At 61.5% G+C, this 12006-nt stretch carries 15 protein-coding genes; 10 read left to right on the top strand and 5 right to left on the bottom strand.

The window, feature by feature from the left end; all coding sequences use genetic code 11:
* Positions 1-3 precede the first annotated feature (3 nt).
* Positions 4-549 carry a putative natural product biosynthesis protein gene (locus HX803_RS17840; RefSeq protein WP_178922154.1) on the top strand — a complete coding sequence of 182 codons (546 nt, stop codon included), beginning with the start codon at positions 4-6 and terminating at the stop codon, positions 547-549.
* Here HX803_RS17840 and HX803_RS17835 read toward each other — a convergent pair.
* Entirely contained in the window at positions 524-1438 is a 915-nt protein-coding gene (locus tag HX803_RS17835) for an aromatic alcohol reductase (protein ID WP_178922152.1), read from the bottom strand. The genes HX803_RS17840 and HX803_RS17835 overlap by 26 nt on opposite strands.
* 91 nt (positions 1439-1529) lie before the next feature.
* Here HX803_RS17835 and HX803_RS17830 point away from each other — a divergent pair, with 91 nt between their 5' ends.
* Positions 1530-1940 (top strand): helix-turn-helix domain-containing protein, encoded by a 411-nt coding sequence (locus tag HX803_RS17830; RefSeq protein WP_178922150.1) that lies wholly within the window; start codon positions 1530-1532, stop codon positions 1938-1940.
* Between the two features lie 56 nt (positions 1941-1996).
* Positions 1997-3181, top strand: coding sequence for a lysozyme inhibitor LprI family protein (locus HX803_RS17825; RefSeq protein ID WP_178922148.1), 1185 nt, complete (start codon positions 1997-1999; stop codon positions 3179-3181).
* Between the two features lie 4 nt (positions 3182-3185).
* On the opposite strand, the gene HX803_RS17820 is transcribed toward HX803_RS17825, so the two are convergent.
* Positions 3186-3473: a hypothetical protein gene (locus HX803_RS17820; RefSeq protein WP_178922146.1), complete on the bottom strand. Its 288-nt coding sequence runs from the start codon at positions 3471-3473 to the stop codon at positions 3186-3188.
* Positions 3474-3662: 189 nt separating this feature from the next.
* Here HX803_RS17820 and HX803_RS17815 point away from each other — a divergent pair, with 189 nt between their 5' ends.
* Positions 3663-3869 (top strand): PLDc N-terminal domain-containing protein, encoded by a 207-nt coding sequence (locus HX803_RS17815; protein WP_178922144.1) that lies wholly within the window; start codon positions 3663-3665, stop codon positions 3867-3869.
* Positions 3870-3927: 58 nt separating this feature from the next.
* On the opposite strand, the gene HX803_RS17810 is transcribed toward HX803_RS17815, so the two are convergent.
* Positions 3928-4488, bottom strand: a complete 561-nt coding sequence (locus HX803_RS17810) for a type 1 glutamine amidotransferase domain-containing protein (protein ID WP_178922142.1) — start codon at positions 4486-4488, stop codon at positions 3928-3930.
* Between the two features lie 265 nt (positions 4489-4753).
* On the opposite strand from HX803_RS17810, the gene HX803_RS17805 reads away from it, so the two are divergent.
* On the top strand, positions 4754-5185 hold the full coding sequence (locus HX803_RS17805; protein ID WP_178922141.1) for a DNA methylase: 432 nt from the start codon (positions 4754-4756) through the stop codon (positions 5183-5185).
* 95 nt (positions 5186-5280) lie between these two features.
* Positions 5281-5919 (top strand): DUF72 domain-containing protein, encoded by a 639-nt coding sequence (locus HX803_RS17800; protein WP_372339922.1) that lies wholly within the window; start codon positions 5281-5283, stop codon positions 5917-5919.
* On the opposite strand, the gene HX803_RS17795 is transcribed toward HX803_RS17800, so the two are convergent.
* Positions 5884-6669 carry a DeoR/GlpR family DNA-binding transcription regulator gene (locus tag HX803_RS17795; protein WP_178922137.1) on the bottom strand — a complete coding sequence of 262 codons (786 nt, stop codon included), beginning with the start codon at positions 6667-6669 and terminating at the stop codon, positions 5884-5886. The genes HX803_RS17800 and HX803_RS17795 overlap by 36 nt on opposite strands.
* 121 nt (positions 6670-6790) lie before the next feature.
* On the opposite strand from HX803_RS17795, the gene HX803_RS17790 reads away from it, so the two are divergent.
* Positions 6791-7951, top strand: a complete 1161-nt coding sequence (locus HX803_RS17790) for an alpha-hydroxy acid oxidase (protein ID WP_178922135.1) — start codon at positions 6791-6793, stop codon at positions 7949-7951.
* Positions 7952-8143: 192 nt separating this feature from the next.
* On the opposite strand, the gene HX803_RS17785 is transcribed toward HX803_RS17790, so the two are convergent.
* Positions 8144-9070, bottom strand: coding sequence for an alpha/beta hydrolase (locus tag HX803_RS17785; protein ID WP_178922133.1), 927 nt, complete (start codon positions 9068-9070; stop codon positions 8144-8146).
* A gap of 162 nt (positions 9071-9232) precedes the next feature.
* On the opposite strand from HX803_RS17785, the gene HX803_RS17780 reads away from it, so the two are divergent.
* From HX803_RS17780 to HX803_RS17770, 3 genes are all read left to right on the top strand, one after another.
* Complete coding sequence (locus tag HX803_RS17780) at positions 9233-10102, top strand: SDR family NAD(P)-dependent oxidoreductase (protein WP_178922131.1); 870 nt, start codon at positions 9233-9235, stop codon at positions 10100-10102.
* 179 nt (positions 10103-10281) lie between these two features.
* Complete coding sequence (locus HX803_RS17775) at positions 10282-10869, top strand: NUDIX domain-containing protein (protein WP_178922128.1); 588 nt, start codon at positions 10282-10284, stop codon at positions 10867-10869.
* A gap of 6 nt (positions 10870-10875) precedes the next feature.
* Positions 10876-12006: lipase family protein (locus HX803_RS17770; RefSeq protein ID WP_178922126.1), on the top strand; the 1131-nt coding region annotated here is incomplete at its 3' end.

Raw genomic sequence — 12006 nt, 5'->3', positions numbered from 1 at the left:
TCCATGAACCCTGTATTGCCTGCCGGCGCTCGCCGCCTGGTCAGCAAGGCGTCCCGTCGCCTGCGCGCAGAACCGACTCTGCCTGACTACCCGAGCAATTCCCGTTGTTTCGTGCACCTGGATGCACGCCTGCTGCCCCATTGGCACACCTTGTTCGACATCTGCCCTGCGTTGCTCAAGCTCGACCCACCGGAAGGCCTGAACCTGTTCCGCAGTTTCATGACCTGGGCCTACCGCAACCAGCCGCCGCTGGACTGGACCTACCACCTGAATATCTGCCGCTGGCTGCTCGGCTCAGCCTATCGCACGCAGATCGACGACGAGCCGATCGAAGCGTTCATGGCCGCTGCGGCTGCGTGCTGGGTCAACACGGACGACAGCCAGGCCCGGGGTGTGGTCCTGGCCTGGCGAGGTACGCGGGTATTCGATTGGAAGGGCGGTGCATTGATGGCGGCCGAGCGTCAGCCGTTGCCGACGCCCGTGGGGGATTTCGCCTGGTGCCCGTTGACGGCCCGGGGTGAGTTCAACGCGTGGTTGCCGGTGCCGTGAGGTGCTGGCGGATCCAGCTTTCGACGTCTGTCACCGCAATCTGATGCTGTGCATTGAAGGTCACGGCGGGGTCCCAGGCCACGCCGTTGCCCTGGGCGAATACGGCACGGTATTTCTTCAGGTTGTCGTGCGGCGTCTCGGCCAGTTCCGCCTGTAAATGCGGCACCGACCAACGCTCGCGGGTCAGGGTGATGCCCAGCACCGCGTCCACGGTATCGGCCAGTTGCCCGTAGGTCAGGGTGTCGCCGGCAGTGAACACCACCTGGTTGGTAAGTGGCGGTTGCGCCAGCACGATCTGCGCCGTCAGCCGGCCGATATCCTCCGGGGTGGTGACGGTGACGGCGGTGTCCCAATCGCCCAGGGCATGCACGGTATTGTTGGGTAAATCGACCACGCCGAAGGACGGTTCGAACAGGAAACTGGTGAACATCCCGGTGGAGATAATCAGCCACTGTGTGCCTTGTTGGCCACGTAGCAGGTCGCGTACATCCAGTTGTTCATCGAAGGTATCCTGCGGGCTGCCGCGACCGATCACCTCGTAGTCCACGCCAAATTGCCACGGCACGTAGCGCTGCACGCCGCCTTCAATGGCCGCCCGTGCGAGCTTGCGCTGGGTGCCCGGGCCTGCGGCAAACCCGGTGCAACAGATGACCGTGGCGAAGGATGCGAAAAGCGCGGCGAGGGTGCTTTGGCTGTCGTTCTGCAAGTCGCCGGCGAGCAACTCGATACCCAATGTTTGCAGCTGCCGGGCGGTGGCCGATTGCAGGCTGGCAGGGCGTAGCATTACCGCTATTCGCGTGGTGTGTGAGGCGGTCGAAGCGGCCAGCGCTTGCAGCACAGCCATGCCCAGTTCCCCGGCACCGAGTACCAGAATGGAAGAAGGGGTCATAGGGTTCTCCGTCGAGGTTGAAAGTCGTGGCATGCTTGCAGAATTCATCGCCACGCATAAGAAGGCACACCAGTGATACCGGGAGACCCGCATGGATAACCACGAGATCATCCGACGCTCGCAAGCGGCCTGCGATGCCCTGAGCGCAGACGATGACGGCCTCAAGCGCGAGCTGCTGACCCATGCCGGCAACCGCTGGTCCCTGGGGATCGTGCATGTGCTGGGGGTGAACGGCCGGTTGCGGCATGCCGAGATCGGCCGGCGCATGAAAGGCGTGACCCAGCGCATGCTGACCCGCACGCTGCGCCAGTTGGAACGCGATGGCCTGGTGCTGCGCCACGACTTCGCAGAAGTACCGCCCCGGGTCGAATACGCGCTGTCACCCCTCGGCACACAGTTGTTGGTGAACATGTTCCCGCTGTGGAGTTGGGTGGTGGACAACGCCGACGCGTTTCGCCAAGCGCGGGAGCGCTTTGACGCCACCCGAGATGAGGCTTTGTAATCGGCAACAGGCGCGGCACACTACGCGCCTTCAACGCCTCATCTTCAAGGATCGCCATGGATTGCAGGGTCAAAAAATACGTTTCGTTGTTGTGGCTCGCCGGGGTATTGCTGGGTGCCGGTACACCGGCCTGGGCGGCCTCCTTTGATTGCAAGAAAGCCGCCACACCCGTCGAGCAGACACTCTGCGCCAATGCCGAATTGAGTCGCCTCGACACCACGCTGGGCGAACACTACCGGCGTGCCATGGCCAAGCTCGAAGGCGCGCCACGCGAGGCGTTGCGCAACGGCCAACGCGCCTGGCTGCAAACCCGCAATGCCTGCGGCGTTGATGTCGCCTGCCTGCAACCCTTGTTGAGCCAACGGGTGGTCGAAGTGGGCACGCTCACCCAGACGGACACCGCCCAGCTGGACGCGATCATCGCCAGCATTCCCGACCGCCCGGCCGACGCCGCCAAGGGCTTGCGCGGTTACCCGACGAGTGAGCTGGCTGCGGCCTGGCTGGTGTACCTGCAACGTTTCGAACCCACCAGCGGGGTGACCGCTGAAGAAGCCGACGCCAACCGCCAGCAGGTGTTGGCGGTGCTCAAGACCGACAGTTTCCCCTGGGGGATTTACCAGGACCTCGAGAACGACCCCAAGGTCAGCCGCGACCAGGTCATGCTGACCCTGCTGCGCATGATGATCGAGCGTGCGCAGTACGTGTTTTTCGGTGACCAGCGCGCCTATGTGCACTGCTTTGTGTTCAGTCGCCACGGCGCGGATGCGTACGCAGCATTCGGGCCTTTGTACGGCTCCACCCGCGATACCTTCGCGCCCGTGTGTGCGCCGCAAGGTGACTTGTTCAAGCAAACGCCCTGGAAACAGCTGGACGCCGCTTTCGACCCGGCCATCTCCACGGCCAGCGGCAACACGGGCACCATCCGCTTTGCCAGCTATGCCGCGTGGAATGTACTGGGGCTTCGGGCAACCGTATCGCCACGGGACTTCCTCACGCCGGCGGCGCCCGCGCAGGATCCCGCCGCCGCTATACGCAGTTGGACTGATGACGCGCTGTGGCCAAAAAAATCCCGTCAGCAAGCCCTGGCCGCCATCGAGCCGGCACGGCAAGTGACGGCGACCTGGTTGCAGCGAGAGCGCGGGCTGTCGGCCGATGACGCACGCAGGGCAGCGCGGGAAATTGTCCGGCAGTGGCTGGACCAACGCCTGGACTTTATCGGCGACTACGACGGCAGCGAATAAGCTGCTAACTCCCGGTGCGAGGTGTGCGGCTCGGCTGGGTTTTATCGCTGCGGTGCTTGGGTTTGGGGGCCGGTTTGACGCTGTCTTTTTTCGGCGTCGAATCGGCTTTCTTGTCGCTGTCGGCGGGGCTGCTGGGGTAGGTGCCTGGCGGTAGGGCAGAGCCTGCGGCATTGTCCCCACTCAAGCTGGGCGGTGGGCTGGTGTCATCGCCGAAGGCCGCATGGACCGGGCTGCCCAGCCATCCGGCGAGGCAGATGATCAACACGATGTTGCGCGAGATATCGGTCTTCATGACGTGATCCCTTTTCCATGTTTCGCCGCCTCCGGGTCAATTCAAGGGGGCTTACCTAGTGGGAGTCATGGCCTGGAACCAAAGTTTGGAAAATTTCCCCGTGCGCGACGAAAGGCCATCGCCGGGCAGTTTTAATGAACCCTCGCGCCGATCCCTTGACCTAATGCATACGACCTCAGGAGGTGACGCATGCAAATAGACTATGTCTGGATCGGTTTGGCGGTGATTCTGCTGCTGTTGGAGCTGTGGGCAATCAACATCGTATTACGCAGCACTGGTGGCTGGGAGACCAAGGGGCTGTGGCTGATCATTCTGATTTTCGTACCGCTGTTCGGGCTCATCGCCTGGGCCATGTTCGGGCCCAAGCGCGAGATGCCCGATCACCGTCGAAGCTGAAACTGCCGTTAAAAAAACAGGCGCCCCAGGGCGCCTGTTTTCGTTCAGTGGCAGGCCATCAACCGGCAACAGCCTTGGCGATGGCGTCGTTGAATGCCGGCAAATCGTCTGGCGTGCGTGAGGTGATCAGCGCCCATCCATTGGCCTTGCACTCCTTGACCTGTGCATCCACCCATTCGGCAGCTCCGGCGTTGATCAGATCCGTGCGCACGCTTTTGTACGAGGTGAGGGTCTTGCCCTTGATGACGCCAGCGTCGATCAACGCCCACGGCCCGTGACAGATGGCCGCCACGGTTTTGCCGGCTTTGACGAACTCATTGATCAGCTTGAGAGCTGCCGTGTCCTGGCGCAGGGTATCGGCATTTACAGTGCCACCTGGGATGATCAGGGCGTCAAAGTCGGCGCTGGAGACCTCGGACAATTTAGTGTCGGATTCCACCGCCTTATCTTTCTCGGTGTCGCCCACAAATGTCTGGGTCGTACCGCCCTTGCTGGAAGCGTGGGTCACGGTCGCGCCATCGCCGCGCAGTTGCTGCAGAGGCTTGAGCAGTTCGTCGCGCTCGATACCCGTGTTGGAGGTGATGATCAGGATCTTCTTGGCAGTGAGTCGGGAACTCATGGTGGGGTGTCTCCTGTGGCGAACGTCGGGTGGGAAGGTGTGGCTACCGTCTGTTGAGCGGGCGTGTGCGCCGAAGGTTTAATTTAATTCGCGTTTATTTCTCCGATGGTCTGCCCGGGCAATTTCCTTGAACTATCCCCTCAGAGTGGGCCTCTGCTGTTTACAGGGCCGCTGTTTCAAGGGTCGTTCAACTGCCAGGAGTCACCGTCATGATCCCGTTCGCCTGTGATGAAAAAAGCTCCGATCCCATGCTGGGGGAATAACCATGGCTCGTTCAATTAGTGCATCGGAACTCGGCATTGAGCTCACGCCTGAAGACAACAGCAGCCTGTTCAAATGGTTTCTTGCCAGCTTCCTAATGGGTAAACGCATCCAGGCGCCCATCGCGGCCCAGGCTTATCGGGTGATTGTCGAGGAAGAGGGCCGGGACACGGCGCGCAAGTTGCAACATTGCACCTCCCGCGAATTAGTCGCGATGCTGGGGCGTGCGCATTACGTGCGTTATGACGAGTCCACCGCACAGCGCCTGCTCGATCTGAGTGCCAAACTGAACGCGGAATACGCGGGCAACATCACGCAGATGCGCGACGCCAGTAATAATCGCCAGGCGTTTGAAAAACGCTTGGGTGAGTTTGATGGTGTGGGCCCCAAGACCATTGAGATTTTCATGCGCGATGCGGCTGCGGTGCTGTTTTGACGGCGCCGCTGTTTGTGGGCTGTGCGGGGTGGAGCTTGCCTCGGCAATACGCGTCGGCCTTTAAAAGCGAGGGCACGCATTTACAGCGCTACGCAATGCGCTTGAATGCGGTGGAAATCAACAGTTCGTTTTACCGCCCGCATTTGGCCAAGACCTATGAGCGTTGGCACGACTCGGTGCCATCGGCATTTCGCTTTTCAGTCAAATTGCCGAAAAACATCACCCATGAACTTCGCTTGCAATACTGTGAGACCGCCCTGGATGAGTTCATTGAGCAATGCCTGCACTTGGGTCAAAAGCTAGGCTGTTTGCTGGTGCAACTGCCTCCCTCACTGAGCTATGAGCCAGGCGTGGCTGCAACGTTTTTCACCGCTCTGCGCCAACGCTATACCGGAGCCATTGTGCTTGAACCGCGTCATGCCAGTTGGCTCAAGGCCGAGGCGTTGTTGGAGCGTTTCCAGGTGGCGCGGGTGGCTGCTGACCCACCCGTGATCGAACGCGGGGCGAGCCCCGGCGGTTGGCAAGGCGTGCGTTATTGGCGTCTGCACGGTTCACCGCGTCTTTATCACAGCGCCTATGGCCTGGAGCGTGTGCAGGCGTTTGCGCGCCTGCTCGAGCAGTCGGTTGCGCAGGGTATTCTCACATGGTGCATTTTCGATAACACCGCCAGCGGGCATGCGGTGGCTGACGCCTTGTACCTACTCGACCTCCACCCTCAACACCTCCAAGCCTAACTGCTCGTACGCCTCGACACTCGGCACATGCCATTCGGTAATCAACGTATGGATTCGGCTGCATGGCGCCACGATAAAGGGCTCCACGGCGCCGAGTTTGTCCGCCATGGTCACCGCCACTACGTGTGAGGCGCTGTCGATCAGGGCCTGTTTGACCGCCACTTCATCAAAATGCAGCGAGCTGATGCCGATCTGCGGGTGCAGCGCGCACACGCCGGTAAACAGCAGGTCTGCCTTGACGCTTTCAATCAGGCGAACGGTTTCATGCCCGCTGGTGGAAAGGGTCGCCGGGTTGAGTTGGCCACCGGCCAGAATCACTTTGACGTTGGGGTGATCGGCCAGGGCGATGGCAATCATCGGTGACGGCGTGACCACTGTCAGGCGGATGTTGCGTGGCAAGGATTGGGCGATTTTCAAGGTGGTCGAGCCGGAATCGAACAGCACAATCTGCCCGTCTTCCACACGGTCTGCGGCCAATTGCGCGAGCTGGCGCTTGGCGTCGTTGGTCTCGCCGACACGGGTGAAAAAATCCTTGCCGGTGTCTTTGGGCCGGGGCAGGGCGCCGCCGTGGACACGTTGCAAAAGACCGGCTGCCGCTAGCTCGCTGAGGTCACGGCGAATGGTGTCCTGGGACACGGCAAAATGCTCCACCAGCTCGGCGGCGGTGACTTTGCCGTCGCGCTCCAGCAGCAACAGGATCTTCTGTTTACGCAACGAAGGCAGGTCGATGGCGTGATGGGTGTTTTGCATGTTTGTGCGTCTTTTTGCGGGTTTATGCGAGATTAGCCCTCGGGTGATGTAAACGCAATGGCTGGTTGTATGGCGGATCTACGCTTACTCTCTGTGTTCAGTTCAGGGAGAGGTGACCCCGATGTCGTTGATCACAACCATCGAAGACTTACGCAAGCTCGCGCAAAAACGTGTCCCAAGGATGTTTTACGACTACGCCGATTCCGGCTCCTGGACTGAAAGCACCTACCGGGCAAATGAAAGCGATTTTGCCCAGATCAAATTCCGCCAGCGGGTGGCGCGCAACATCGATTCGCGTTCGATCCGCGCCACCATGATCGGCCAGGACATGGCCATGCCGGTGGCCCTGGCGCCGACCGGGTTGGCCGGCATGCAGCATGCCGACGGCGAGATCCTCACCGCCCGCGCCGCCGCCGCGTTCGGCCTGCGCTACACCTTGTCGACCATGAGCATCTGTTCCCTGGAAGACATTGCCGAACACGTCGGCCAACCGTTCTGGTTCCAGTTGTACGTGATGCGCGACCGCGCGTTCATCGAGCAGTTGATCGAGCGCGCCAAGGCCGCAGGCGTGGACGCATTGGTGCTGACTCTGGACCTGCAGATCCTTGGCCAGCGCCACAAGGACTTGATCAATGGCCTCTCGGCGCCGCCCAAACTGACCTTGCCGAATATCCTCAACATGGCCACCAAACCGCGTTGGGTAATGGGCATGCTTGGCACCAAACGCCGAGGCTTTGGCAACATTGTCGGGCATGTAAAAGGTGTGGCCGACATGAGTTCGCTGTCGTCGTGGACCGCCCAGCAATTCGACCCGCGCCTGAGCTGGGACGATGTGGCGTGGATCAAGAAATGCTGGGGCGGCAAGCTGATCATCAAGGGCATCCTCGATGTGGAAGATGCGCGGCTGGCGGCCGATTCCGGCGCCGATGCGTTGGTGGTGAGCAACCACGGCGGGCGCCAGTTGGACGGCGCGCCGTCGAGCATCAGCCAGTTGCCGGCAATCGTCGAGGCCGTGGGCAAACGGATTGAAGTGTGGCTCGACGGTGGCATTCGCTCGGGGCAAGACGTGCTCAAGGCGATGGCACTGGGCGCAAAAGGCACCCTGATCGGGCGGCCTCATTTGTACGGTTTGGGTGCGATGGGCGAGGCGGGCGTGACCAAGGCGCTGGACATCATCGCCCGTGAGTTGGACGTGTCGATGGCGTTGTGTGGCTATAACGATATACGCGATGTGAACCGCGAAATTCTGCTGCCGGGTACATTTCCCGAAAGCATTTATTGAGCAAAAAAATCGTAAAAAAATAAAAAGAGTTGTCCACGAAAACCGTGGGTATCTCTGTGGATAACTTTACGAAGGCCCGGCAGGGTTGGCGATTTAACCCGCGGTTAATATTTGATCAACTGCCGGCGCGGGCCAGTATGGGCAGGGTTTGCGCTTGACAGCCAAGCGCAGACCGGGTGCCGAAAAGTGCTTTCAGGAGTCGCCGTTGCGACCTGTGGAGTGTGTCACCACCTGTGCTGGCACCTTCGCGCGCATCAGGTTGTCCAGCGCCTGGCCATAGCTGCGACCCGCGAGGCTCATGCTGTTGTTATGACTGGCGCCTGGCACCAGCAACAACCGCTTGGGGTCCTGGGCGGCATCGAACAACTGCTGGCTGAAACGCGGCGGTACATAGCGGTCGTCGAGGCCGTGCACCACCAGCAGCGGCATGTGTACCTCGGCGATCTTGTCGATCGAATCGAATTTCTGCGACAGCAACCAGCGCACCGGCAACGAGGTGTTGGCCACGGCGGTGGCGACATCGGCCAGGGAGGTGAACGTGGATTCGATCACCAGCCCGCGTACCGGCACCGGGGTTTGTTTGCTCAACTCTGCAGCGAGGTCGATGGCCACGGCGCCGCCCAATGAGTGCCCGTAGAGCAGGCGTTTGCTTGGGTTGGGCTGCAGCACCTGGAAGCGCTCCCAGGCAATGCGCGCGTCTTCGTACACGCTGGTTTCTGAAGGCAAGTCGCCCTGGCTCTGGCCGAAACCGCGATAGTCGATGGCCAGCACCGAATAGCCCAGCGCGTGCAACTGCTCAATGCGAAACAGCTGCCCGGTGAGGTTCCAGCGCACGCCGTGCAGGTAGAGGATCGCCGGGGCGTCCTGCTTGTCTGCCGGCCACCACCAGCCGTGAATATTCTGCCCCGACTTGAAACTGGCGGGCTTGAGGTCGAACTCCTGCACGGCTTTCGGCAAGCCGGTATACCAACCCGCCGTGCCCGGCTCGATGCGAAACACCAGCTCGCGTTCCTTGTGTTGCAGCACGGCGCAGCCCACCGGCAGGCCGACGATCAACAACGCCATGCACAACAGGGGAAACCAGCGCAGGCCCAGGCGAGACATAAAACGAGATGACATGAAGGTTCCAGGACAAAGGCGAAGCACGGGTTTTACCAGATGGCTTGCGCGGGCAGGAATTAATTCGACCACCGTCAGGGGCGATAGCTTGCAAAGTGTTACAGCATTGAACAAGCCCGTCACGGGTTGTTAGGGTGGGCAGCCGAACAGGAGAGCACGTCTATGGATTTCACAGGAAAAACCGCGATTGTCACCGGTGGCGCACGCGGGTTGGGGCTCAGTTATGCACGAGCGCTGGCCATGGGCGGTGCCCGGGTGGTGATCAGTGACATCGGGGCCGATAAGGTGGGGGCAGGTGCCGACCCATCGGTGGTACAGGCCGCCGCCCAGGCGTTGCAGGCTGAAGGCCTGGCGGTGATCGGCGTAGCGGGCGACTTATCCCAGCAAGAGGGTTGCCGGCAACTGATCGCGCACACGATCGAGGCCTTCGGGCAGCTCGATATCCTGATCCACAACGCTGGCTGGGTGGGCTACCAAAACATCGAAGACCTCGACCCCGCGTTCCTGCAACGGGCCATGGATATCAACCTCTACGCGCCACTCTGGTTGTGCAAGCACGCCTGGCCGCACCTGCTGCGCTCCCGCTCACCGCGCATCATTCTCACCACCTCCGACCGCGCCATGTATGCGCAGTACGAGCAGACGGGGCTGGTGGCCTATAGTGCCGGCAAGATGGCGCAACTGGGCATCATGAATGCGCTGAGCCATGAGGGCGCGCCGGCCGGTATTCGTGTCAACGCGATCTCGCCGGTGGCCAAGACCCGCATGTGGGGCGTGACTGAAGAGCCGGACGAACTCAAACCGGACTGGGTGACACCGGGCGTGGTATTCCTGGCCAGTGCGCAGTGCGACGACACGGGCTATATCTTGCGCGCCAGCAATGGCCAATTCACCGCGACGCGGTTCACGGAAAACCCCGGAGTGGATTACCCGCGGGACCTCGCGCGGGTAAAAGCGCACAGCGCCGAGGAAGTCGCCGCCGCCTGGTCGCGTATCAAGCAGGCGCCGGCTCAGACGGTTGCTGGCACCTGAACTCGATTGCGCCCCCGCGCTTTGGCCGCGCACCACTATCCGTAGCGTCGGGATGTGCAGCATCATTTCCTTGAACCTGGAGAGATCCTTCGTGGAGCGCGATTGTAGCCGCAAGTGATCCGCTTGACGCTGCCCTGGCGCAACCACATGCTCCACCTTCCACGCGCTAAGGACCGACCATGGACAACAGCCCCGTTCGCATCAACGCCGAAGAAACCCTCTCGGACAACTGGTACATCCTCAAGAAATACAGCTTCGACCTGCGCCGTCAGGACGGCACCTGGCAGGCCCAGACCCGCGAGGTCTACGACCGAGGCAATGGCGCGACCATCCTGTTGTACAACCGTGCGCAACGCACCGTGCTGCTGATCCGTCAGTTCCGCATGCCCACCTTCGTCAACGACTACCACGGCTACCTGATCGAAGCCGCTGCCGGTTTGCTCGACAACGCCAGCCCCGAAGAACGCATCCGCCTGGAAGCCGAAGAAGAGACCGGCTACCGCGTCCATCATGTGGAAAAAATCTACTCGGCCTTCATGAGTCCGGGTTCGGTGACCGAGCGCATTCACTTTTTCATCGGTGAGTACCAGCCAGGCGACCAGGTGGGCAGTGGCGGCGGTATCGAGGAAGAGGGCGAAGACATCGAAGTGCTTGAACTGGGCTTCGAGCAGGCCCTGGCCATGGTGCAGAGCGGCGAGATTGTCGACGGCAAGACCCTCATGCTGTTGCAGTACCTGGAGTTGCGCATGTTGAAAGAAGGCTGGTGATCGTCGATGCGTGGGTGGGCGTTGCTGTGGGTGTTGATCGCGGGCAGTAGCAGCGCTGCCGAGGGGTTCTACACCTGGAACGGCCCGGTGCCGACGGTGCCAGGCAAGCTGCTGCGCAGCGAGGCTTTGACGCCGTCACAGAGCCTGCCGTCGGCCGCGCAGAACCTGCGCATTCTCTATTCCTCCACCGACGGGCTCGACAACCGCACGCCCATCGCGGTGTCCGGTGCGCTGTTCGTGCCCAAGGGCACACCGCCTGCCGGTGGCTGGCCGCTGATGGCCTGGGCCCACGGCACGGTGGGCAGCGCTGACCGGTGCGCGCCGTCACTGAACGCGCGCCGCCCACGGGACACGCGTTACCTCAACTATTGGCTCGACCAGGGTTATGCGATTGTCGCGACTGACTACCAGGGGCTGGGCACGCCGGGTTTGCACCCTTACGGGCTGACCCGCCCGCTGGCCTATGGCGTGCTCGACAGTATTCGGGCGGTGGGCGCGGGGGGATTCAACCTGTCTCGGCGGGTGGTGGTGTTTGGCCAATCCCAGGGCGGCCGTGCGGCGTTTGCCACGGCGGTGTCGGCCAAGGCCTATGCGCCGGAGGTGGAACTTGTCGGCGTGGTGGCGACGGGCACGCCTTATGCCTCGACCCACACCCACGGCAAAAGCCCCGAGCTTGAAGAGGCGCGCCGTTCTGTGGTGCCGACGTTTGCCTACAACCTGTTGCGGCTGAGTACGGCGGCTTTGCTTGATCCTTCCTTTGTGCCGGCCGATTACTTGGCTGATCAGGCGTTGCCGGCGTTCAAGGCCAGCCAGGAGGATTGCTTGCATGCCATTGAGCAGCGGGTGGTGGCGGATGGGTTGACGTTCAATAACAGCTTCAAGCGTTCGCCCAAGGTGGCGTTGGAGCGGGTTTATCGTGAGTCGGCGTATCCCACGTTGAAAACCGATGTTCCGGTGTTTTTGGGGACGGGCGGTAAGGACCGTGATGTGTTTGTGCCGGGGCAGAAGGCGTTGGTGAGGGAGGCGTGCAAGGTGGGGGATCGGGTGGAGTGGCATTTTTATCCGGAGCTGGATCATTCGGGGACGGTGAATGGGTCGTTGGGGGATTCGACGGGGTTTGTTCGGCGGGCGTTTGGG

This window comes from Pseudomonas sp. P7548 (assembly GCF_013386585.1).
Taxonomy (GTDB): Bacteria; Pseudomonadota; Gammaproteobacteria; order Pseudomonadales; family Pseudomonadaceae; genus Aquipseudomonas.
This window is presented reverse-complemented; position numbering and strand designations above follow the sequence as displayed.